The sequence below is a fragment of the Streptomyces camelliae genome (assembly GCF_027625935.1).
GTDB lineage: Bacteria > Actinomycetota > Actinomycetes > Streptomycetales > Streptomycetaceae > Streptomyces > Streptomyces camelliae.
Genome location: NZ_CP115300.1, coordinates 7,541,450 through 7,564,023, shown reverse-complemented (window position 1 = coordinate 7,564,023; position 22,574 = coordinate 7,541,450). Strand labels below are relative to the sequence as shown.

19 protein-coding genes and 1 pseudogene are annotated in these 22,574 nt (G+C 71.8%); 8 read left to right on the top strand and 12 right to left on the bottom strand.

The features are described from left to right. Positions 1-20 precede the first annotated feature (20 nt). Positions 21-1,619 carry a hypothetical protein gene (locus O1G22_RS34705; RefSeq protein ID WP_270084910.1) on the top strand — a complete coding sequence of 533 codons (1,599 nt, stop codon included), beginning with the start codon at positions 21-23 and terminating at the stop codon, positions 1,617-1,619. Positions 1,620-1,660: 41 nt separating this feature from the next. Here O1G22_RS34705 and O1G22_RS34700 read toward each other — a convergent pair whose 3' ends face one another. Further along, the gene (locus tag O1G22_RS34700; RefSeq protein ID WP_270084909.1) at positions 1,661-3,169 is read right to left on the bottom strand and encodes an SCO1417 family PLP biosynthesis transcription factor; all 1,509 of its coding nucleotides are present in this window, start codon (positions 3,167-3,169) and stop codon (positions 1,661-1,663) included. 102 nt (positions 3,170-3,271) lie between these two features. Between O1G22_RS34700 and yczE the strand changes: the two genes are divergently transcribed. The 4 genes from yczE to O1G22_RS34680 all read left to right on the top strand — a co-directional run bounded on the left by yczE (position 3,272) and on the right by O1G22_RS34680 (position 6,788). Next, the gene (gene yczE / locus O1G22_RS34695; RefSeq protein WP_270084908.1) at positions 3,272-3,943 is read left to right on the top strand and encodes a membrane protein YczE; all 672 of its coding nucleotides are present in this window, start codon (positions 3,272-3,274) and stop codon (positions 3,941-3,943) included. Continuing rightward, the gene (locus O1G22_RS34690) at positions 3,940-4,716 is read left to right on the top strand and encodes a glycerophosphodiester phosphodiesterase family protein (protein WP_270084907.1); all 777 of its coding nucleotides are present in this window, start codon (positions 3,940-3,942) and stop codon (positions 4,714-4,716) included. The genes yczE and O1G22_RS34690 overlap by 4 nt, the downstream gene beginning before the upstream one ends. Before the next feature lie 54 nt (positions 4,717-4,770). Next, positions 4,771-6,120: an MFS transporter gene (locus O1G22_RS34685; RefSeq protein WP_270084906.1), complete on the top strand. Its 1,350-nt coding sequence runs from the start codon at positions 4,771-4,773 to the stop codon at positions 6,118-6,120. Between the two features lie 293 nt (positions 6,121-6,413). Further along, positions 6,414-6,788, top strand: coding sequence for an RNA polymerase-binding protein RbpA (locus O1G22_RS34680; RefSeq protein ID WP_003977404.1), 375 nt, complete (start codon positions 6,414-6,416; stop codon positions 6,786-6,788). 81 nt (positions 6,789-6,869) lie between these two features. On the opposite strand, the gene fxsA is transcribed toward O1G22_RS34680, so the two are convergent. From fxsA to O1G22_RS34660, 4 genes are all read right to left on the bottom strand, one after another. Next, positions 6,870-7,421 carry an FxsA family membrane protein gene (gene fxsA / locus O1G22_RS34675; protein ID WP_270084905.1) on the bottom strand — a complete coding sequence of 184 codons (552 nt, stop codon included), beginning with the start codon at positions 7,419-7,421 and terminating at the stop codon, positions 6,870-6,872. Between the two features lie 70 nt (positions 7,422-7,491). Next, positions 7,492-8,286, bottom strand: a complete 795-nt coding sequence (locus O1G22_RS34670) for a polyprenol monophosphomannose synthase (protein WP_225101216.1) — start codon at positions 8,284-8,286, stop codon at positions 7,492-7,494. A gap of 578 nt (positions 8,287-8,864) precedes the next feature. Further along, on the bottom strand, positions 8,865-10,472 hold the full coding sequence (locus O1G22_RS34665) for an amidohydrolase (RefSeq protein ID WP_270084904.1): 1,608 nt from the start codon (positions 10,470-10,472) through the stop codon (positions 8,865-8,867). Between the two features lie 56 nt (positions 10,473-10,528). Beyond that, complete coding sequence (locus tag O1G22_RS34660) at positions 10,529-10,969, bottom strand: Lrp/AsnC family transcriptional regulator (protein WP_225101218.1); 441 nt, start codon at positions 10,967-10,969, stop codon at positions 10,529-10,531. A gap of 244 nt (positions 10,970-11,213) precedes the next feature. Here O1G22_RS34660 and O1G22_RS34655 point away from each other — a divergent pair, with 244 nt between their 5' ends. After that, positions 11,214-11,648: a uroporphyrinogen-III synthase gene (locus O1G22_RS34655; RefSeq protein WP_270084903.1), complete on the top strand. Its 435-nt coding sequence runs from the start codon at positions 11,214-11,216 to the stop codon at positions 11,646-11,648. 6 nt (positions 11,649-11,654) lie between these two features. Here the strand turns inward: O1G22_RS34655 and O1G22_RS34650 are convergent. From O1G22_RS34650 to O1G22_RS34620, 7 genes and pseudogenes are all read right to left on the bottom strand, one after another. Beyond that, positions 11,655-12,578 (bottom strand): annotated as a pseudogene (locus O1G22_RS34650) (protein kinase family protein); the annotation flags it as partial. A 345-nt stretch (positions 12,579-12,923) separates the two neighbouring features. After that, a complete protein-coding gene (locus O1G22_RS34645; RefSeq protein WP_270084902.1) occupies positions 12,924-14,096 on the bottom strand; it encodes an acyl-CoA dehydrogenase family protein in 1,173 nt (390 codons plus the stop codon). A 281-nt stretch (positions 14,097-14,377) separates the two neighbouring features. Next, complete coding sequence (locus O1G22_RS34640) at positions 14,378-15,031, bottom strand: TetR/AcrR family transcriptional regulator (RefSeq protein WP_270084901.1); 654 nt, start codon at positions 15,029-15,031, stop codon at positions 14,378-14,380. A gap of 81 nt (positions 15,032-15,112) precedes the next feature. Then, entirely contained in the window at positions 15,113-15,253 is a 141-nt protein-coding gene (locus tag O1G22_RS34635; protein ID WP_270084900.1) for an SCO1431 family membrane protein, read from the bottom strand. Positions 15,254-15,352: 99 nt separating this feature from the next. After that, complete coding sequence (locus O1G22_RS34630; RefSeq protein WP_270084899.1) at positions 15,353-16,741, bottom strand: C39 family peptidase; 1,389 nt, start codon at positions 16,739-16,741, stop codon at positions 15,353-15,355. Between the two features lie 177 nt (positions 16,742-16,918). Then, the gene (locus O1G22_RS34625) at positions 16,919-18,373 is read right to left on the bottom strand and encodes an amino acid permease (protein ID WP_270084898.1); all 1,455 of its coding nucleotides are present in this window, start codon (positions 18,371-18,373) and stop codon (positions 16,919-16,921) included. Positions 18,374-18,463: 90 nt separating this feature from the next. Further along, on the bottom strand, positions 18,464-19,420 hold the full coding sequence (locus O1G22_RS34620; RefSeq protein ID WP_270084897.1) for a hypothetical protein: 957 nt from the start codon (positions 19,418-19,420) through the stop codon (positions 18,464-18,466). A 219-nt stretch (positions 19,421-19,639) separates the two neighbouring features. On the opposite strand from O1G22_RS34620, the gene O1G22_RS34615 reads away from it, so the two are divergent. Both O1G22_RS34615 and O1G22_RS34610 read left to right on the top strand, forming a co-directional pair. Then, positions 19,640-20,260 carry a uridine kinase family protein gene (locus tag O1G22_RS34615; protein WP_270086622.1) on the top strand — a complete coding sequence of 207 codons (621 nt, stop codon included), beginning with the start codon at positions 19,640-19,642 and terminating at the stop codon, positions 20,258-20,260. 429 nt (positions 20,261-20,689) lie between these two features. Then, positions 20,690-22,552, top strand: coding sequence for an AAA family ATPase (locus tag O1G22_RS34610; RefSeq protein WP_270084896.1), 1,863 nt, complete (start codon positions 20,690-20,692; stop codon positions 22,550-22,552). The last annotated feature ends 22 nt before the right edge of the window (positions 22,553-22,574 follow it).

Below are 22,574 nucleotides of genomic sequence, written 5' to 3'. Positions count from 1 at the left end.
CGCATCGTCAGGAGACAGCAGTGGCCCGGCGCCCTCTCCCCCGCATTCTGAGCAAAGACAGCGCCCAGATCGCCCGGACGCAGATCGCCCGGAGCCGGGAGCTGGCCCGGACGGCGGCCGACAGTGCCACCGATGTCCTCCACCCGCTGATCACCGTCACGCGCGGCATGCGCCGGCTGGCCTCGGCCGGGCGGCGCAGGTGGGCGGACACCCCCAAGGACAAGCGTGGGCCGCTGCTGTTCCTGGTGGCCTCCGTGGTCCTGGTCGTGGCGCTGATGCCGTACGGCCCGCTGCTCGCCGTCATCACCGTGATGGCGACGGCGGCCTGGCACGGCCGTGACCGCGCCGAGCCGGTCCCGGAGGGGCCGGACGAGTCCCAGATCGCACGGCTCCAGTCCCTCTACGAGGCGCTGGTGCCGTACTTCTCCAGCCCCGAGGACCCGGCGCCGCTGTACGCGCACGGCGGGGAGTGGGAGAAGGCCTTCACGGCGACCGGGTTCGACGACGACGGACGCGTCGCCCATCTCGCGATCCGCTACCCCGCCTACTTCCCGGACGGCGAGCCCGAGGCCCGCGCGCGGATCGAGCAGCTGCTCACCGCGAAGGCCGGGCGGGGCCGCGAGTATCACTTCGCGTGGGACGAGGAGGGCAACCGGCTCACCGTCACCGTCCTCGCCCCGCTGCCCACCGACATCGCCGCCCAGCACTTCGTGACCGCGCCGGGCGAGACCGTGCTCGGTTTCACCGATCCCAGTGAGGTCCAGCGCACGCTGCCCCTCGCCTACGGAGAGGAGCAGATCGACGTGCCGCCGGTCGTCTGGCGCACCGGCATGCGCTCCACCGAACCGCATCTGCTGGCCCTGGGCCAGCCCGGCAGCGGTACGTCGACCCTGCTGCGCTCCCTCGCCCTGCAGGCCCTGCGGTACGGCGACGTCCTGATCGTCGACGGCGGCGGCACCGGCGAGTACACGTGCCTGACCGGCCGCGACGGCGTCCTGGCCGTGGAGTGCGCGCTCCCCGGCGCCCTGGCGAGCCTGGAGTGGGCCACCCAGGAGACCGAGCGCCGGCTCATCGCGATCAACGTCTCCCGGCAGGCGGGCGACCCGCCGCCGGCGGACTCCAGACGGCCGCTCTGGATCCTCCTCGACCGCCCGTCCGTCTTCGCGCACCTCGCGGCCTCGGAGGGCCGCCAGGACCCGCAGACCCTGCTCCAGGTGCCGCTCCGGCACGGCCGCGCGGCGAACGTGACCGTCGTCGTGGCCGAGCAGTTCGACGGCGCGGAGTCACTGTGCGAAGCGGTACGCCAGCACACGCGCGCGCGTGTCGTCCTCGGCACCGCCGCGCCCCGCCAGGTGGAGGCGGTCCTGGGCGCCCCGCCGCACACGACACCGCTGAGCCACGTGCCACCGGGGCGCGGCTACGCCCGCCTGGGCTCCGGCCCCGTGCACCGGCTCCAGGTGCCCCGCACACCGGACCCGTACGACGACGCCACGAGCGACGCCGACCGGGCCGCTGTGCTGGACCTGCTGCCGCCCAGGACCACGGCGGTGGAGGCGCGGCCGACAGATCTGACCAAGCCGGCGGTGACTGCGGAGGCTGTGGGGGCGGAGACCTCGTAGGGCACCGTCCGCCAGGGCCGGCCGGGGGCGCGGCGCACGCCCTACGCCACAAACGTGCGCGGCGCCTCCGCTCCCCCCGTCGCCCCCGACTCCACCAGCCGAGCCGCCGCGGCGAGCCGTACCGCCGCCTCCTCCGCCACCGCTCCCCCGACGGTGAACGGCAGCCGCACATAGCCCTCGAACGCACCGTCCACGCCGAAGCGGGGCCCGGACGGGACGCGGACGCCGGTCCGCTCACCCGCCTCGGCGACCCGGGAGCCGGAGAGGCCGCCCGCGCGGACCCACAGGGTCAGACCGCCCTGCGGCACCTCGAAGTCCCAAGTGGGCAGCTCGCGGCGGAGCGCGGCCACCAGCGCGTCCCGGTTCTCCCGGGCCTGAGCGCGGCGCAGTTCCACCGCCTGCTCCCAACCACCCGTGCTGAACAGCCAGTTGACGGCGAGCTGCTCCAGCACCGGCGTCCCCAGGTCGGCGTACGCCCGCGCGGCGACCAGGCTGCGGATCACGTCCGGCGCCGCGCGCACCCACCCGATGCGCATGCCCGCCCAGAACGCCTTGCTGGCCGAACCCACCGTGATCACCGTGGAGCCGGCCGGGTCGAACCCGCACACCGGACGCGGCATGCCCGGCCGGCCGATCTCGTCGTCCAGCCACAGCTCCGTCATCGTCTCGTCGGCGACGAGCACCGTACCGGCCGAGCGCGCCGCGTCCACCAGCCGGCGCCGCTGGTCCTCGTCGGCGAGCGCGCCGGTGGGGTTGTGGAAGTCGGCGACGACGTAGGCGATGCGCGGCGCGGCCTCACGCAGCACCTGGCGCCAGCGGTCCATGTCCCAGCCGGTGAGGCCCTCGGCCATGGCGACGGGGACCAGCCGGGCGCCGGTCTCGCGCATCAGCTGGAGGATGTTGGCGTACGACGGGGACTCGACCGCGATGCGCTCACCGCGGCCCGCGAAGAGATGGCAGATCGCGTCGATGGCGCCCATCGCGCCGGTCGTCACCATGATCTGCTCGGGCATCGTGGGGATCCCGCGCGCGGTGTAGCGCTCGGCGATCATCGCGCGCAGGGCGGGGAGCCCGGCCGGGTAGTCGCCGTGCGTGTGGGCGTACGGCGGCAGCTCCTCCAGGGCGCCCTGCACGGCCCGGGTCAGCCAGGGCTCGGGGGCCGGGAGCGAGGCGCAGCCGAGGTCGATGACCGAGCCGAGCGCCTCCGGGGGGAGGGGTTCGAGGCCACGGGCCGGAATCGGGTTCCCCGCGGGTACGGCGGTCCAGCTGCCGGCGCCGCGACGGGACTCCAGGAAGCCCTCGCTGCGCAGGGCCTCGTAGGCGGCCGCGACGGTGGTGCGGCTCACGGACAGGGCGAGGGCGAGTTCGCGTTCGGCGGGGAGACGTGCGGCCACCGGCACGCGGCCTTCGAGCACCAGCAGCCGGATGCCGTCGGCCAGGGCGCGGTAGGCCGGCGGGCGGCGGGTGCCGGGCCCGGCCGGGCGGTCCTGCTGGGAGTTCAGCAGCCGGGCGAGTTGCGCGGCACCCATCGCAGAGGTCCACTGCGCCATGACAATCAGTCCACCTTCCCCGAATTGGCCATGGATGGCTCTTCATCCCAAGCCACAGAGTGACATGCGTCAGGCCACCGCCACCACCCAGGGGGGTATCTCATGTCCGCTCCCGGCCATCCCGACCGTCCCGGCCATCTCGGACGCCGGCTGGTCCAGCTGTACGCCGGGCTCGCGCTGTACGGCGGGAGTGCCGCGCTGCTCCTGCGGGCGGGCCTGGGCATGGAGCCCTGGGGCGTACTGCATCAGGGGCTCGCGGAGCTGACCGGGCTGACCATCGGCGTGGTGTCGATCGTCGTGGGCGCGGCGGTGCTGCTGCTGTGGATCCCGCTGCGCCAGCGCCCGGGGCTGGGCACGGTCTCCAACGTCTTCGCCGTCGGCCTGGCCATGGACGGCACGCTCGCGCTGGTCCCGGACGCGCACTCGCTCGCCGTACGGATCCCGCTGCTGGTCGCGGGCATCGTGCTGAACGGCGCGGCGACGGGCCTGTACATCTCCGCGCGCTTCGGGCCCGGCCCCCGCGACGGGCTGATGACGGGGCTGCACCGGCGTACCGGCCGCTCGATCCGGCTGATCCGGACGGCGATCGAGGTGACCGTCGTGGTCACCGGGTTCCTCCTGGGCGGCACGGTCGGCGTGGGCACCCTGCTGTACGCGGTGTCCATCGGCCCCCTCGCCCAGCTCTTCCTGCGGGTGTTCGCCGTCCCGGCGGCATCGACCCGAAGCACGGTCGTTGCCGAAGCGACACCGGAAGGGGTGATACTGCGACCGTGACCCTCACGACACCCTCGCGGCGCCACCCGTACCTCGACCACCCGGGCCCCATAGCCTTCGCCCACCGGGGCGGGGCCGCCGACGGCATCGAGAACACCGTGGCGCAGTTCCGGCGCGCGGTCGAGATGGGCTACCGGTACATCGAGACCGATGTGCACGCCACGGCGGACGGCCGGCTCGTCGCCTTCCACGACTCGACCCTGGACCGGGTCACCGACGGCGCGGGCCGGATCGCGGAGCTGCCGTGGGAGGACGTGCGGCACGCGCGCGTGGACGGCCGTGAACCGGTACCGCTGTTCGAGGAGTTGCTGGAGACCTTCCCCGAGGTCCGCTGGAACGTCGACGTCAAGGCGGAGCCCGCCCTGCGGCCCCTGCTCGACCTGATCGAGCGCATGGACGCCTATGACCGGGTCTGCGTCGGCTCCTTCTCCGAGGCACGGGTGCTGCGTGCCCAGCGGCTGGCCGGGCCGCGCCTGGCCACCTCGTTCGGCACCCGCGGAGTGCTCAGCCTGCGGCTGCGCTCATGGGGTCTGCCGGCCGCCGTGCGCCGCTCCGCCGTCGCCGCGCAGGTGCCCGAGGCCCAGTCGGGCGTGCCGGTGGTCGACCAGCGCTTCGTCCGCGCCGCCCACGCGCGCGGGCTGCACGTGCACGTGTGGACGATCAACGAACCGGCGCGCATGCACCGGCTCCTGGACCTGGGTGTCGATGGCATCATGACCGATCACATCGACACGTTGCGCGAGGTCATGGAGGACCGCGGCGTCTGGGTCTGACCGGCCCGGCGGCGGCCCGAGCCTTCGCAGGAGCACGGGGAAGCGAGGGCACGGGTGGGAATCGACACCGTGCGCACGGGGACGGCGGACGAGACCGCCGCCCTCAGGCGCGAGCAGCGCGGCTGGTACGTCTACGACTGGGCCTGCTCGGTCTATTCGACCAGCGTGCTCACCGTCTTTCTGGGGCCCTACCTCACGGCGGTCGCCGAGCGGGCCGCGGACTCGGACGGCTACGTGCATCCGCTGGGCGTCCCGGTCCGGGCGGGCTCCTTCTTCGCCTACTCGGTCTCCCTCTCGGTGATCCTCGCCGTCGTGCTGATGCCGCTCGTGGGCAGCGCGGCCGACCGTGCGGGCCGTAAGAAACCCCTGCTCGCGGCGGCGGCGTACACCGGGGCGGCCGCGACCACGGGCATGTTCTTCCTCGACGGCGACCGGTATCTGCTCGGCGGGGTGCTCCTCGTCGTGGCCAACGCGGCGCAGTCCGTCGGGATGATGCTCTACAACTCCTACCTGCCGCAGATCGCCCCGCCCGAGGAGCGTGACGCGATCTCCTCGCGGGGCTGGGCCTTCGGCTACGCGGCGGGCTCCTCGGTCCTGGTCGCCAATCTGGTGCTGTACTCGGCGCACGGCTCCTTCGGCCTGACCGAGACGGCCGCCGTGCGCATCTGTCTGGCCGCGGCGGGCCTGTGGTGGGGCGCGTTCACGCTCGTACCGCTGCGCAGGCTGCGCGACCGGCACGCGCGCGTGGAGCGCGCCCCCGCGGCACCCGGGCTGCGTCAGCTCGCGGCCACGGTCGCGGACATGCGCCGGCGTCCGCTGACGCTGGCGTTCCTGCTGGCGTACCTGATCTACAACGACGGCATCCAGACGGTGATCTCCCAGGCGTCGATCTACGGCTCCCAGGAGCTGGGGCTCGGGCAGTCGACGCTCATCGCGGCGGTGCTGCTGGTGCAGGTGCTGGCCGTGGCCGGGGCGCTGGCGATGGGCCGGCTGGCGCGGACGTACGGCGCGCAGCGCACGATCCTGGGCTCGCTGGTGGCCTGGACGCTCACGCTGGCCGCCGGCTACTTCCTGCCCGCGAAGGCACCGGTGTGGTTCTTCGTGCTGGCCTCCGGGATCGGTCTGGTCCTCGGCGGCAGCCAGGCACTGTCCCGGTCGCTGTTCTCCCATCTCGTGCCGCCCGGCAAGGAGGCCGAGTACTTCTCGGCGTACGAGCTGAGCGACCGCGGGATGAGCTGGCTCGGGCCGCTGCTGTTCGGCGTGACCTATCAGCTGACCGGAAGCTACCGCTCGGCGATCATCTCGCTGGTGGCCTTCTTCGTGATCGGTTTCGCCCTGCTCGCCCGGGTTCCGGTGCGGCGGGCGATCGCGGAGGCCGGCAACCCTGTCCCGGAGAAGATCTAGTCCGGGAGATTCCGGTATCGATTTAGCGTTCAAGGGGAAAGGGCGGTAGTGTACGCGTTTGGCCTGCCAGGCGTACCGTTACTGCGCGTCAAAGAAGCCGAAACGCTGGGTGACATCTGCTAGCAGATGTGACAAACCGGGCGCCGGTGGGTACAACAAGGGGCGGCTACGACGGCGACGCATGACCCGGAACGGGACTCGGAACGGGAATCTTTACCGCCGACCGGACGTTGACCGGATGACGACGACAGCGACACCTGTCCTGTGGGCGACAAGCCCGGGAGGCACGATTCATGAGTGAGCGAGCTCTTCGCGGTACGCGCCTCGTGGTGACCAGCTACGAGACGGACCGCGGTATCGACCTGGCCCCGCGCCAGGCCGTGGAGTACGCATGTGAGAAGGGGCACCGTTTTGAGATGCCCTTCTCGGTCGAGGCGGAGATCCCGCCGGAGTGGGAGTGCAAGGTCTGCGGGGCCCAGGCACTCCTCGTCGATGGCGACGGCCCTGAAGAGAAGAAGGCCAAGCCCGCGCGTACCCACTGGGACATGCTGATGGAGCGGCGCACCCGTGAGGAGCTCGAAGAGGTCCTTGAGGAGCGTCTGGCGGTTCTGCGCTCGGGGGCGATGAACATCGCCGTTCACCCCCGGGACAGCCGTAAGTCCGCATAGCGCTGCAGACGAGCACACCGCGGGCGCCGTACGTGAGGTCCACGTACGGCGCCCGCGGTTTTCGTATGCGATCAAAGGCGCTCAGCGCGTCAGCGGAGGGTACTGCTCCCCGGGCTCCGGCCGGTCCTCGCGGATGACCTCGCCCTGCACCACCTTGCCGTCGGGGCGGTGGATGCGGACCTGCTGGAAGGCGTCGCCGAGGCTGCCCGGGGCCGCCGTGCGCAGCCGTTTGTCGAGGGCGTTCTCGGTGAAGCGGCTCACGGCCTTCTGGACCGGGGGCAGGAGCAGCAGGAGGCCCGCCGCATCGGAGACCAGGCCCGGGATCATCAGCAGCAGGCCGCCGAGCATCATCAGGCCGTTGCCCTCGCCGCGCGCCGGGGAACCGCCGCGCTGCAAGGCCTCGTTGAGACTCCGGAACGCGCGGCGGCCGGCCCGCTTGATGACCACGGAGCCGGCCATGAAACCCGTGACGAGCAGCAGGAACACGCCCAGACCGCCGATCACGCCCGCGACCAGGGTCAGCAGCCAGATCTCCAGCACCAGCCACGCGGCCACCCCCAGCGGCAGATACCTGCGCAGCCGGGAGCGCCGGGGCCGGGTGGTGGGCGGATGGAGGGGAGCGCCAGTCGTCATGCTCCCAGTGTGCCTGGCGGCCCCTCAGTGCGGGATAAGGGGCCGCTCCGCCTCGACCGGGCGACGAGCGCTAGGCCCGCTTGCCCTTGCCCTTGAGCTTGGCGACGCGGTCCTTGGCGCCCCAGGCGGTGACCCGCCACAGGGCCTCGACGAGGATGTCCTTGCTCATCTTGGAGTCGCCGAGTTCGCGCTCGACGAACGTGATCGGGACCTCGACCACGGTGAAGCCGGCCTTGACCGCGCGGCGCGCCAGGTCGACCTGGAAGCAGTAGCCCTGCGAGGCGACCTCGTCCAGGCCCAGGCCCTCAAGCGTCTCGCGCCGGAAGGCCCGGTAGCCGCCGGTGATGTCGCGCAGCGGCAGATCGAGCGCGAAGCGGGAGTAGAAGCTGCCGCCGCGGGAGATGAACTCGCGGGACTTGGGCCAGTTGACGACCCGGCCGCCGGGCACCCAGCGGGAGCCGAGCACCAGGTCGGCGTTCTTGAGGGCGGTGAGCAGGCGGGGCAGCTCCTCCGGCTGGTGGGAGCCGTCCGCGTCCATCTCGACCAGCACGCCGTAGTCACGCTCCAGACCCCAGCGGAAGCCCGCGAGGTAGGCGGCGCCGAGGCCTTCCTTGCCCTTGCGGTGCATCACCTGGACGTTGGCATCGTCGGCGGCCAGCTCGTCGGCGAGCTTGCCCGTGCCGTCGGGGCTGTTGTCGTCCGCGATCAGCACGTGCGCATCAGGGACGGCCTTGCGTACCCGGCCCACGATGGTCTTGATGTTCTCCGCCTCGTTATAGGTCGGGATGATCACCAAGGCCGTGCCGAGCGGGCCGAACTGCCTTCCCTGGGCCTTGGCCTCAAGGGTCCCGTCGCCGTCGTTCACTGCTGCCCCTTCTGGTCGTACGCAGGGGTCCACCCTAGTGGTCGCCGACAGGCGGGTCGCACCCGCATGGGTCGTACGGGGGTGTCGATTCCACAAGAGTGGGGTAAGAGCGCGTATTAGGGCACCTTACAACGTCCACGGGCGGCGCCTTCCCGCCCCTGAGGGAGCTCTTGCCGCTACGGATGGGGGCCCGGCGCCCTTCGGGCCGACCTGGGACCCGCTGGCTGCGGATCGACCGAAAGCCGTTGTCTACTGAGCGCCCGGGCCCCACCCGGGTCACACCTTGCCGACTGGCCGGAACGTTCCCTCGTCGGCGCGGGCGCTGAGCCTGGCTCCCAGTGACGGTGCCCCGGTGCGGCACACCGTCCCTGACCCAGCGGCGCTGCGACGAGTGGCGTGAACGCTCTCCGGTCGGGCGTCCGGTGGTGGACTCGGACGAACCTACCGGCCTGCGGGCGCCGACTGTCAACACCCCTCTGACCTGCTACGACGACTCGGGCGCCGGGTCCGCCGAGGAGGATGCGCAGGTCGGGCGGCGCGGTGGTGGCGACCGCCCGGCGCCGCGCCACCCCCGTAGATCACTCGCCCGGCCGTACGAACACCGTCCGTCCGCCCACCACCGTGCGCAGGCAGACCGGCAGGTCGTGGCCCGGGGTGAGATCGGGGAGGCCGGGGGTGCCGGAGCGCGGGTCGGTGGACCAGCGGGCCACCCGGTCGTCGGGCGCCTGGACGATCAGCTCGTCGGTGCGCCAGACGGCGTAGTCGGCGGGGGCGCCCGGCACCAGGACCCCCGCGTCGTCGCGGCCCACCGCCCGCCAGCCGCCCCGCGTGTGTGCCGTGAACGCCGCGCGCACGGAGACCCGGTGCTCAGGCGTGTGATGGAACGCGGCGGCGCGCACGGTGCCCCACGGGTCGAGCGGGGTGACCGGGCTGTCGGAGCCGAAGGCGAGCGGCACACCGGCTCGCAGCAGGGCCGCGAAGGGGTTCAGGGAGCGGGCCCGCTCGGCGCCCAGCCGGCGGGCGTACATGCCGTCCTCGCCGCCCCACAGGGCGTCGAAGGCGGGCTGCACGGAGGCGATCAGGCCCAGTTCGGCGAAGCCGGCGACGGTCTCAGGGGTGAGCATCTCGGCGTGCTCGACGCGGTGGCGGGCGCCGCGGATCCGCGCGAGGCCGAGCTTCTCGGCGGCGGCCCGCACGCCGTCCACGACGGCGGTGACGGCGGCGTCGCCGATGGCGTGGAAGCCGGCCTGGAGCCCCGCCTCGGTGCAGACGACGACATGGGCGGCGACGGCCTCGGCGTCCAGGTAGGCGGTGCCGGTGTGGGCGGCGTCGGCGTACGGCTCGTGCAGACAGGCGGTGTGCGAGCCGAGAGCGCCGTCGGCGAACAGGTCACCCGCTGCGCCCACGGCGCCGAGGTCCCGTGCCCGCTCCACGTTCTGTTCGGCCCAGTAGCCGGCCACCCGGGGGCCGAGCTCCTCGGCGGCCAGCTTCAGCAGGCCGGTGAAGTCGTCCTCGGAGGAGATGTGCGGGCCGCCGCACTCGTGCACCGAGCCGATGCCGAGAGAGGCCGCGTGGGCCAGGGCGGTGCGCTGGGCCTCGGCGCGCTGGGCCGGGGTGATGGCGCCGAGCGCGGCCTGGCGTACGGCGTGGTGGTCGTCCTTGGTGAGCGGGGCGTCCGTGCGCGGGATGTCGCCGGGGACGAGGTCCAGCAGGGCGGTGCTGACGACCGCCGAGTGGACATCGATGCGGGAGAGGTAGAGCGGCCGGCCGCCGGTGGCCTCGTCGAGCTCGGCGCGCGTCGGCGGACGGCCGCCGGGCCAGCGGGCGGCGTCCCAGCCGTGGCCCAGCAGGACGCGGTCGTCCGGGCGGGCGGCGGCGAACGCGCGGACCAGGGCGAGGGCCGCGTCCAGCGAGGGGGCCGTGGAGAGGTCGAGGCCGGTCAGGGCGAGGCCGGTGGCGGTGGTGTGCACATGTGCGTCGGTGAAGGCCGGGGTGACGAGAGCACCGTCGAGGTCGATCACCTCGTCCACGCCGTCGGCGAAGGCGTCGGCCGCACCCTCGGAGCCGACCCAGGCGACCTGGCCGGCCTCCACGACCATCGCGGTCGCGAACGGGTCAGCGGGACTGTGCACCTCGCCGCGGCGCAGGAGGACGGTCTTGGGGGGCTCGGCGGTGCGCTCACTCATAGCCGACAGTTTCTCTCGCCGTCGAGGCGGAGTCGCACCTGGGGCGGCGGCCTGGGTCAGACCTTCGGCGGGCGCGCCTCGTACGGCGTCGAGAGCACCACCGTCGTCCGGGTCGACACACCCGCGAGGCTGCGCAGCCTGGCCAGGAGTTCCTCCAGTTCGTGCGGGGTCGCCACGCGGACTTTGAGGATGTAGTTCTCGTCGCCGGCGACGCTGTGGCAGGCCTCGATCTCGGGGACGCCGGCGAGGCGGTCCGCGATGTCGTCGGGGGCGCTGGGGTCGAACGGTTTCACCGAGATGAAGGCGGTGAGCGGCAGTCCGACGGCCTCCGGGTCGACCACCGCGGCATAGCCACGGATGACGCCACGCTGTTCCAGCCGCCGCACCCGCTGGTGCACGGCCGACGTGGACAGGCCCGTGGCCTTGCCCAGGTCTGTGTAGCTCATCCGCCCGTCCGTGACGAGCAGCTGCACGATCTGTCGGTCCAGCTCCTCCATGGCGCCAAAACCTACAGTGCGCTTGATCCCCTGGGATAGCCGAGAGCGCAGGTCATAGCCGGTTCGATACAAAAAGCGGCGCGAAACGCCCACCGTGCGCACCTGCACATGGCATGTGACGAACGCCACACGCCCCGGGCGGGCTCCGTGATGTTCTCGTGATTACCTGCGAGACCGGGCGGGAAGTGCTTGCTGTGGTCGAGGCCGCAGCGCCTTCACGGCCCAGCCTTAGGGGGAGAAACCCATGCAGAGTGTCCATCGCCCTGGTCGTACCACGTCCAAGCGGCAGCAGCCGGTCGTCGAGCCCGAGCCGGAGTACGTCGAACCCGACGCCTTCGACGACGAACTGGACGCCTACGACACCTTCGAGATGTACCGGGTGATCTGCCCGGACTGCGCGCAGCCGATCGCACTGCTGGCGGACGAGGAGATCCTGCCGGAGCACGCGCGGTGCGTCTCGCCGTGGAACCCGTTCGGGCTCACGGTCTGTGCGGGTACGGGCCGTGCGGCGGCCGACGCCCACCCCGCCGACGAGTCCTTCGCACCGCAGGAGCAGGACACCGCCCTGCTGCTGACGCTCCCCCAGGGTCTGGACTGGCGGACGCAGCCCTTCTCGCACGTCGGCGGCCCGGGTTCGCGCCCGATGCGCGTGCCGGCGATGCGCCGCCAGGCCGCCTGAGTCTTCTCACTCCGTTCCGTACGTGCCCCGCACCATGGCGCGCAGGCTGTCGTGGTGCAGGATCAGCATGTCCGGGTCCGCCGGGACGGCGACCTCTTCGAAGTACGCCTGGCGGTAGGCGATGCGCAGCGTGACGATCGCGTGCCGCAGGGCGGCCTAGAGGACGTAGAAGTCCATGTCCCGTGCGGTGTGCCCGGTCAGGTCGCCGTAGCGGGCCTCGGCCCGGTCCCGGCGCAGGAGTTCGGGCAGCCCGCGCTGTCCTGAGGCGACCGTGAGGTCGTGGAAGAAGCGGTGCGGACAGACGGTCCAGCCGAGGTCGACCTCGCGCGGGGCGAGTGTCACCATCTCCCGGTCGAGGACCGCGACGGGTTCGAACCCGTCGTGGACCACGTTCCCGATGCGCGCTTCGCCCCAGGTCAGGACAGGTTCTCCGGGCTCGCTCGGCCACAGCTGCGCCAGCCGGCCGAAGGCGGCCTCGATCAGGGGTGAGGGAGCGAGTCCGTCCACCACCCGGGCGCGGTAGGTCCGTTGGGACGCGACATGCCGGCGCCGGGCGTCCCCGTCGCCGGGCAGGGACAGGAAGTCGGCCTCGCTGGGCGGGACTTGCGTACGGCCGGGCCGGCAGCCCGATCGTGGCCGCTCCCGGACGCTCGCGCTCCGCCTCACTCGCCGCGTGCAGCCAACTGCCCTCGTCCGCGCAGGTCAGGCGCCGCCGGCCGGGCGGCTCGGCGACCTCGATGCGCAGCGGGCGGCGAGCCGCATCCGGTCCTCGCCGAGGGCGTCGGAGGCGCGGACGGAGTGCAGGGTGTCGCCGTTGCGCAGGGTGGCGTAGGCGTCGATCATGCCGAGGTTGGGGTAGACGCCGAGCCCGAGGATGAACAGGGCGCGGCCTGCCTGGTCGAAGACCTGGACGGTGCAGCGGTCGTCGGCCACGGACACCCCTTGACGTACGATGCGCCGGCGGTACGTCAGGCCAGTCGCGGAGGGCGGAGAGAGAAGCGGATGCGCGTGAACTGACGCCCGATTCCGTGCGGTGGTGACCTGCCCGGCCGGCATCCCGTTGCCCAGGCATGACCCCCATGTATTCGGCCACCGGGCGTCAGCGCCGGCTCTTCGTTCCGCGCCCCGCAGAATCACTTCCGCCGCCCGTGCCGCCGGACCCGCCCATCTACCGCGATCTCCTGCGCGTCTGGGCCGACGGGGGCCGCACCCTGCCGGGCCGCCACGACCCGGAGTGGGTCAGGCTGGCGGCCCCGACGGTCCTCAGGGGGGAGTTCAGCGACCCTCTGGTCCCGCCACGTGACGGGCGATGACCATCCGCTGGATCTGGTTGGTGCCCTCGACGATCTGCAGGACCTTCGCCTCGCGCATATAGCGTTCGGCCGGGAAGTCCGCGGTGTAGCCGTAGCCGCCGAGTATCTGCACGGCGTCCGTGGTGACCTTCATGGCCGTGTCGGTGCAGTGCAGCTTGGCCATGGCGGCCTGCTTGGCGAAGGGCTTGCCGGCGTCGCGCAGCCGGGCCGCCGCGAGGTAGAGCGTGCGGCCGGCCTCGATCTGGGTGGCCATGTCGGCGATCATGAAACGCAGGCCCTGGAAGTCGGCGATGGGCCGGCCGAACTGCCGACGCTCGGTGGCGTAGCGGACCGCCTCGTCCAGGGCGGCCTGGGCGAGGCCGATCGCGCAGGCGGCGATGCCGAGCCGGCCCGAGTCGAGCGCGGACAGGGCGATGAAGAAGCCCTGGCCCTCCTCGCCGATCCGCCGGTCGTCGCCGACGCGGACGCCGTCGAGGTGGACCTGTGCGGTGGGCGAGCCCTTCATGCCCATCTTCTTCTCGGGCACGGCCCCGCTCAGGCCGGGGGCGTCGCCGGGGACCAGGAAGGCGGTGATGCCGCGCGGACCCTCCTCGCCGGTGCGGGCCATCACGGTGTAGAAGTCGGCGATGCCGCCGTGCGTGATCCAGGCCTTGGTGCCGTTGATCACCCACTGGTCGCCGTCCCGCACCGCCTTGGTGCGCAGCGAGGCCGCGTCGGAGCCGGAGGACGGCTCGGAGAGGCAGTAGGCGCCCAGCAGGCCGCCGCCGAGCATCGCGGGCAGGTGCTCGACCTGCTGCTGCTTGGTGCCGTAGGTGGCGAGCGCGTAGGAGGCGAGCGTGTGGACGCTGACGCCGAGGCCCACGGTGAGCCGGGCCATGGCCAGCTCCTCCAGGACCTGGAGGTAGACCTCGTAGGGCTGGTCGCCGCCGCCGTACTCGGAGTCGTAGGGGAGGCCGAGCAGGCCGGACTCGGAGAGCAGGGTGAAGACCTCGCGCGGGAAGCGTCCGGCGTCCTCCTCCTCGGCGGCCTTCGGCGCGATCTCACGCTGGGCGATCTCACGGACGAGCGCGAGCAGATCCCTCGCCTCTTCCGTGGGCAGTTGACGCTCCACCGGCTGCGGGTCGCGGTCGGACATGGCGTCGGTCTCCTCCCTGTCGGGCACGGGCGGGTGGCCCGTGGGGGTGGGGGCGGCTCCGCCTGAGTCGTTCCGGATGCCACAGGCGACCGTTCCCGGGTCTCGGGAAGGTGCTGGCCAGCGGCTGTGCGCAGTGAGTATGCCCGATCAGCGACCTCCCGTCACCAGTTAACGACCGCTTACTTCAAGAATCCAGCCGGAAGTTTTCGCCACCTCCTTTTTGTAAGGTGCATGACAAGAATGGGCCCGCGTTCCTGCACAGCCCCGGGGAGCGGAGGCCGTCAGGTGGTGCGGCGGGCCGGCTGCGGGGCCGGGTAGGCCGGGTCCAGTTCCTCGACGGCCCGCAGGGCACCGCCGAGCGTCTTCACCAGCAGTTCGCGCATGGTGTCGCGGGACAGCACGGGGCGGTCGATCCAGTCCAGGGTCGCGCCCTCGACGCTGCACACCCAGGAGAGCAGGCTCATCCGGGCCAGCGGGGAGATGTCCCGGCGGCCGTAGGCGCCCTCGGCGATGGTGGCGACGATCGCCTCGCGCACGCCCTCCCGGATGGCGTGCACCTCGGCGTCGAAGCCGACGCCGCCGCTGACGATGGTGCGGTAGGCCGCCTGGTGGTGCTCGGCGTAGCGCAGATAGCTGTCGACGGTGCGGTGCACGCGGTCGACGGCGGCCAGTTCGAGCCCGCTCGCGGCGAAGGTGACCAGGTCGGCGACGGAGTCCTCGATGATCGCCAGGTAGTAGCCGCGCTTGGACTGGAAGTAGTAGTAGATCAGCCCCTTGGCGACCTGGGCCTGGCGGGCGATGTCGTCCATGGACAGCGCGTCGTAGGACGTGTCGGCGAACAACTTCCGCCCGATGGAGATGAGTTCGGCGCGACGCGCGACCGAGCGCTCGGTGCCGCGCACCCGGGGACGGACGGCGGCACGCTGGTGCGGCATAGTCAATTTCGACCCTGTTCCAGGCGGTCGGCGGGACCTCCGCAGTATGTCAGAACATGCCGTACGCGTGAGCGGATCGGTTCAGAGCAGTCCGAGTTGGGTCACGAACATCGCGACCACTGCGACGAGGACCCAGCCCATGACGTGCTCGAAGATCTTCGGGCCGTCTTCCTTGGGGCCGCCGGTGCGGGCGCGGGTGGCGGTGGCCGGGTGTGCGGTCATGGTGGTACTCACAGAGGTCGGACGTGCAGAACGGTCCCCACCCACTGGTCCACCTTGCCACCCGCGACGGCCTGTGCGGTGATGAGCTTGCTCACACGGTCAGCACACCCCCACCGCCGCGAGCGCCTTGCGCTGGTGCGGGGTCGGGTGGGCCGGGAAGTAGAGGTAGCAGACTCCCCCGGTGCCGGAGACGACCTTGCCGGAGGCGTTGTACCGCTTGGTCCTCAGCCAGATGTTCTCGAACTCCCGCCGCGGATAGACCCGTCGTACGGCGTCGTCGCTCGGCGAGGCCGGGTCGTTGGCGATGACGTCGCCGTCCGCGGTGAAGCCGATGACGGTCATCAGATGGCCGGAGGTGCCGTAGCCGGCGCCGGTCAGCTCGGTCTTCAGGAACGACTGGGACGTCATGGCCGGGATACCGGCCCCGATCAGCGTCTCCAGGTCGGTGAGCGAGGCGAGCCGGGTGACCACGCCCTGGATGCCGTCGAAGGTGGCCGCGTAGGCCGCGTTGAACGGCCAGTTGCCGCAGCCCTCGTACTGGTAGTCGTAGGTGAAGCGGGCCGCGTGGTCGACCTGCGGGTCGGCGTAGGAGGGGTCGACCCAGGCGAGCTGCTCGGGGGTGAGCCGGCCGCCCCAGTACTCGATGATCATCTGCGAGGAGGTGGGGCTGCACCAGGCCTCGCCGCCGTTGTCGTACTGCGGGTACTGGCCCTTGTGGATCTCCTGCGAGTAGCGCGGGACGATCAGCTCCCGGGCGAGGCCGGGGACGGAGGCGGGGACGGTGAACCGGTCGGGGATGTCGGAGCCCATGGCGCCGAGCCGCCAGACGGTGGGGGTCAGCTGGGTGCCGGGCTCGCGGTAGAGGGTCAGGCGCAGCCGGTACGACGTCAGGCGCAGACCGGTGCCGGCGTCGTCGATGGCGAAGGTGTCGGTCGAGATGGCGCTCTTTCCGTCGCCCTGGCCGTCCACCGAGGTCCGCTTGATGTCCTGGTCGCCGGCCGCCCAGCGGCCCATCACGTACCAGGGGGTGGCGGTGCCGTCGGAGTACGTCCCCTGGAGTTCGACCTGGAGCCAGGTGCCGGCGGGTGTGTGGGCGTTCCAGGAGGCGACGACCTCGGTGGCGGGGGCGGTGAGCACGTGGACCGGCGCGGTCCAGACGGCGTACTCCCAGGTGGCGGTCGTGCCGGTGTGCGGGTCTGTGTAGTCGGTGCGGCCGGCGGGGGTGCCGATCACGACACCGGGGCGGGCGCCGGCGACGGCCCGGACGCCCTGGGCGGCGCCGAGGCGCCACTCGTGGTACGTGGTCCAGGCGTGGTAGTCGATCGGGCGGGCCTGCGCGGGGTCGTCGGCGGTGCGCCGCGCGGTTTCGGCGACGGTGCGCTGCGCGGCTTCGGCGGCGGAGGTCGTCGTGCAGGCCACGACCGCGGCGGCGCCCGCTGCGGCGGCGGTGAGGACGGTTCTGCGGGACGGCTGCTGGGCTCTGCTCATGGGCGCGGTTACCCCCAGGTGTCCGGGTCGGGCCGGGTGCGATGCGTGGTCCGCCCAACTATGGAGCAGGCGGCATGGCCCTGCCAGCACTTCGGCGCATGGCGCGCGATGAATATTGGTCTGGGCCTCTGGTGAAGCACGGTTCCCCGCACCCCTGGGGGCGCGGGGTGTGCGAGGTCAGACGAGATCCATCGCCGCCACCTCGTCGGGGCGGCCGTAGCTGACCGGTCCCTGGAAGCGGCGGCGGGCCGTGGCGAACCACCACACCGTGGCCACGAGCAGGACGACGGCGAGGGCGATCGGCGCGTAGTTGAAGGAGTCGACGGTGATCGGCGAGGCCTGCGGCAGCATGAACAGGACGCTGCTGAGGAGGATCCAGATCACCGCGAGCCAGCCGACCGGACGGCCCCAGCGGCCCAGGTGCCACGGGCCCGGCTCGAACGCGTCGCCGAGCCGCAGCCGCAGGAAGATCGGCACGGCGTAGGCGAGGAAGAGACCGACGACGTTGACGCTGACGATCGCGGTGAACGCCGTGTGGGACCACCAGCCGGGCAGCACCAGGGCCAGTGAGCACACCACCGCGAGCCACACCGCCTTCACGGGCGTACGGGTGCGCGTCGAGACCGAGTGCCACCAGCGCGAGCCGGGCATCGCGCCGTCCCGGGAGAAGGCGAAGATCTGCCGGGTGTTGCTGGTGAGGTTGGCGAGACCGCAGAAGAGCATCGCGCCGATGACGATGAGGAGCATCACCTTGGCGGTGCCGAGGCCGAGGCCGTCGATGAGGATCTCGACGGGCGGCGCGTCGGAAGAGGCCACCTTGGCGTAGTCGCCAATGCTGTAGACCAGTGCCAGCATCAGGATCAGACCGGTGATCGCCGAATAGCCGATGGACCGGGTGATCCCCTTGGGCGCGTTGACCGTCGCGTGAACCGTTTCCTCGGACATGTGGAAGCTGCCGTCGAACCCGGTGAAGGTCCAGCTGGTGACCAGCAGACCGAGCATGCCTCCGTAAAGTCCGCTCGTGAAGCCGGTGTTGTTCTCGAAATGCGTCACGAACGACGCGGACTGATGATGATCGGGCATCACTATGAGTGCGCCCACGATCACGACGAGTCCGACCAGCAGCCACCACACGGAAATACGGTTCAGTACGGCGACGAGCTGGACGGTGTAGGTGTTGGCGAGCCCCTGCACCACGATGATCAGCGCGGTGATGAGCACCGTCTGATGGGTGGTCGGCTGGTACGAGGGCCACTGAAGGCGCACGAAGGCCTGGATGAAGGTGGCGGCCGCGTAGCCGGTGGCGGCGGTGCCGCCGATCTGGCCCACGAAGTTCAGCCAGCCCGTGAACCAGGACCAGGCGCCCTTGTGCCGCTTGGCGAGTTTACCGGCGGAGAAATACAGGGCGCCGCTCGTCGGATAGGCGGAGGCGACTTCCGCCATGGCCGCGCCGATGAGCAGCACCATGATCGAGACGCCGATCCACCCGAACACGAGAATGCGGGGGCCGCCCGCACCCATACCGAATCCGAAGGAGGAGAAAATACCCGAGAGGATATTGATGATGGTGAAGGAGATCGCGAAATTGTCGAACGCCTGGAAACGCCGGGTGAGTTTCCGTGGATAACCCATCGCATGCAGGGTCGCGTCGTCGTCGAGTACGAGCGAGTCTTTACGCACTGGTCGCCTTTCTCTCGGTGGGGGGGACAGAGCACGTGCGGATCAGGCGCCTCCGGGGACGGGCAGCCCGCAGGCGCGCCGGGCCCGGGAGAGCTGCTCGGCGGGGTCACCGAAGGCGCTCCAGGGCATGCGCGAGGCGTACGGGCCCATCGCCGTGAACACCGCCCGGGCCTCGAACTCGCGCTGGGCCATGACCAGCGCGTGCGCGAGGTAGGCGAGGTCGAGCACCGGGGTGAAGCGGTAACCGGCCACCGCGGGCAGCCAGTTCTGGTAGATCGCGAGCGCGGTGGAGCGCCACTGCGGCTGTTCCCAGACGCGGTCGGCGAGCAGCTGGGTCGGGTTGTAGCTCTCCACCAGGGCGACCAGGGGCAGCAGCCGCAGGGCGGAGTCGGCGGGCGCTCGCTGACTGAGGAAGGCGGCCACGTCCCAGGCCGCGTTGACGGAACCGCCGTGACGGGTGAAGAAGAACGACAGGAAGCGGTGGTGGGCCTCGCGGTGCCAGGGGTCCAGGGAGAGGACATGCGCGAACAGCCGCCAGGGGCCGGGCGGGGCGGTGAGCAGGCCGTGCGGGGCCGGGTCGCGCAGCCGGTGCAGCCGGGCCATGGCGAGCTTGGCTGCCCAGGGGGTGGGGTCCGCGGGGGCCAGGGCGGCCGCACGGTCGCAGGCGGTCAGGGCGATCCGTTCCAGCGCCTCGGCGCGTTCGTCGCGCGCGTCGGCGGCCCGCAGCGCGCGCTGCACCGCGACCCGGGCCCACATCAGCGCGGACTCGGGGGTCGGCTCCTCGGCGAGCCAGCGCTCGACCAGATCGGTGCCGGCGGCCTCGGAGGCGAGGACCAGCGAGCGGTGGGCGCGCAGGCCGAAGTCGGAACGCGTCTCGGCGAGCGCCTCGTAGGCGTATCGATAACGTCCGGCGCGCACATCGACGCATACGCTCGCCAGCACACGGTCGTCGGCCGCCGGATGCCACACATAGTGCCCCTCGAATAACTCCGCGGCCATGTCCCCCTGCCAGTCCCCGTACGACGCATCGGCGGTTGCGCTGGAGGCACCATACTCAGCGGCGGGCACACCCGGAACGCCGAATTCGACATATCGGTCAGGCGATTCACGAATGTTTATCCGAACCATTGACTGGCTGCCAGCCGGTGATTCAAAACGCGACCACTACTACACTGTTTCCGGAAAACCGCCCACATCTACCCACCCCCGGGACCCATCATTCGCGACCTCGCCACCCGGCTGCGCCGGCTTCCCCCCTCCCTCGGCCCGGTCCGGCTGATCGGCGTCGACGGGCACGCCGGCTCCGGAAAGTCCACGTTCGCCGGGCACTTGGCCGCGGCCCTCGGCGGGGCGCCGGTGCTGCGTCTCGACGACATCTCCAGCCACGAACAGCTCTTCGAGTGGACCGACCGCCTCCTGGCCCAGGTGATCCGCCCGCTCGCCCGTGGCGAGAGCGCGCACTACACCCCCTACGACTGGCGGGCCCGCGCCTTCGGTCCGCCGCTGCCGCTGCCGGCCGCGCCCGTGGTCGTACTGGAGGGCGTCGGTGCCGGCCGGCGCGCGCTGCGGCCGCACCTGGCCCGGCTGCTGTGGATGGAGCTGCCGAGGGAGGAATCCTGGACGCGCGGCCGGCTGCGGGACGGGGCGGAACAGCGGGAGTTCTGGGACGGCTGGGTCGAGGCGGAGCGCGCACACTTCGCCGCTGACCCCTCGCGCCCCCATGCCGATCTCCTGGTGACGCAGACACCGGAGGGGTACGAGGTGCTGCCGGGGCCCGGGTCAACCGCTGGACCGGACCAGAACATGACCCAGAGTGACGAGTCCTCCGCATTGTGGTGAAGTTGTGAAGGAACCCCGCGGGTGAACTTCCCGAAGTGCCTCAACTCCGCTTGACCGGGGGCCCGTACAGGTCTTACGTTCTCAATGTGCGGTCCTTCGGAACCGCCCACCGACGCGAAGCCCCCGGTTGTTCCCCCGTGACCGGGGGCTTCGTTCTGCCCATAGACACCTTTTCGGGCGCCCCACGCACCGATCCGCTCACCCTGGGTCACGAAAACGCGTGCGCCCTGTCTGCTTCCACCTCGTCAAACGGCGGGTACGGCACCCTTCGGTACGCGGTCGTACCGCAGGTACGATGCCCTCGGTGCGACCTACGGGCGGCTGCCTCGCGCACCTGCAACTCCGGTCCGCGGCACGGCGGTTCGACCGCGGCGGCCCCGGGCGTCCGCCCGGTGGTGAACCACGGGGGCACGGTCTGTGGGGGGACGGATGGACTTCGGCACGCAGGGCCCCGACGCCCCGGCCGACCTCGCCTGGCTGCGCGGGGTGGACGCCTACACGATGGGTGCCTATCCGCAGGCGGAGGAGGAGTTCCGCACCGCGGTGCGGATGGATCCGGGGATGGCGGACGGCTGGCTCGGCCTGCACGCGCTCCGGGTCGACACGACGACCGCGCTGCTGCGGATGTTCCGGCACCGCGACCGCTTCGGCGAGCAGCGCACCCGGCACCGCAGGGCCCTCAACTCCTGGTACTGGCTGGGCTGGTGGGTGCAGCCGGTGCTGGAGAGCCCGCGCGATCTGCTGCTGGCCCACGCCTCGCACTGGTTGGACGGCCGGCACGTGCCCGAGCTGGACCGGGCGCTCGCCGGACTGCCCCCGGTCGACACCGACCCCCAGGTCCGCTTCCTGCACGCCTGCCGCGCCTATCTGGTCAAGGACTGGGACCAGCTGGTCCGGCACACCGACCCGCTGCTGGACGACCCCCTGCTCGGCATCGAGGCCGGACTGTTCGGCGGCATGGCCCGCGTCCGGCTGGAGATGTACGGCCAGGCCGAGCCGCTGCTGTCGGCGGCGCTGATGCGCTGTCGCAGCGAGCAGCCGCAGCGCAAGGAGCTGCGCTACTGGCTGGCTCGGGCGCACGAGGGCACCGGCCGCTCGGCGGCGGCGCACCCGCTGTACCGGGCCGTGCACCGCGTCGACCCGGCCTTCATGGACACCTCGGCCCGGCTCGCGGCGATCGCCGAGGGCGACGGGTACGACGACACCGCCGACCTCGCCGCGATCAGCCTGACCGGTGCCGGGCAGGACACCGTGGACGGTCCGGACGGCTTCGATCCGCTCTTCGGCACCGAGGGCCGTGATCTGCGGCTGACGGAGCCGGATCTGCCGACCGGCCCCCTGCCGTCGGTGACCGACCCCGCGGTACGGGTGAAGACCGGCGCCCCCTCCTCGCCCATCCCGGCCGGGCCCACCGATCCCGCCCTGCTGGAGGAGGCGCTCGCCGAGCTGGAGCGCATGGTGGGGCTGGAACCGGTCAAACGCCAGGTGAAGGCGCTGTCGGCGCAGTTGAACATGGCGCGGCTGCGGGCCGGGCAGGGACTGCCGGTGCAGCCGCCGAAGCGGCACTTCGTCTTCTCGGGCCCGTCGGGGACGGGGAAGACCACGGTGGCCCGGATCCTCGGCCGTGTCTTCTACGCGCTCGGCCTGCTCGGCGGTGACCACCTGGTCGAGGCCCAGCGGGCGGACCTGGTCGGCGAGTACCTCGGGCAGACGGCCGTGAAGGCCAACGAGCTGATCGACTCCGCGATCGGCGGCGTGCTGTTCGTGGACGAGGCGTACTCGCTGTCCAACTCCGGCTACGGCAAGGGGGACGCGTACGGCGACGAGGCCCTGCAGGTGCTGCTGAAGCGGGCCGAGGACAACCGGGACCACCTGGTGGTGATCCTGGCCGGCTATCCCGAGGGCATGGACCGGCTGCTGGCGGCGAACCCGGGGCTGTCCTCCCGCTTCACGACCCGTGTCGACTTCCCCTCCTACCGCCCGCAGGAACTCAGCGAGATCGGCAAGGTGCTGGCGGCGGAGAACGGGGACATGTGGGACGAGGAGGCGCTGGAGGAACTGCGGTCGATCGCCGGGCACGTGGTCGAGCAGGGGTGGATCGACGAGCTGGGCAACGGCCGCTTTCTGCGGACGCTGTACGAGAAGAGCTGTGCTTACCGGGATCTGCGGTTGTCGGCGTATCTCGGCTCGCTGTCCCGGGAGGATCTGGCGACGCTGCGGCTGCCTGATCTGATGCAGGCGTACGGGGAGGTGCTGTCGGGGAGGGGGCCGCAGGATCCGTCGGGGTTGTGAGCGCCCCGAAGGGCGCTCACAA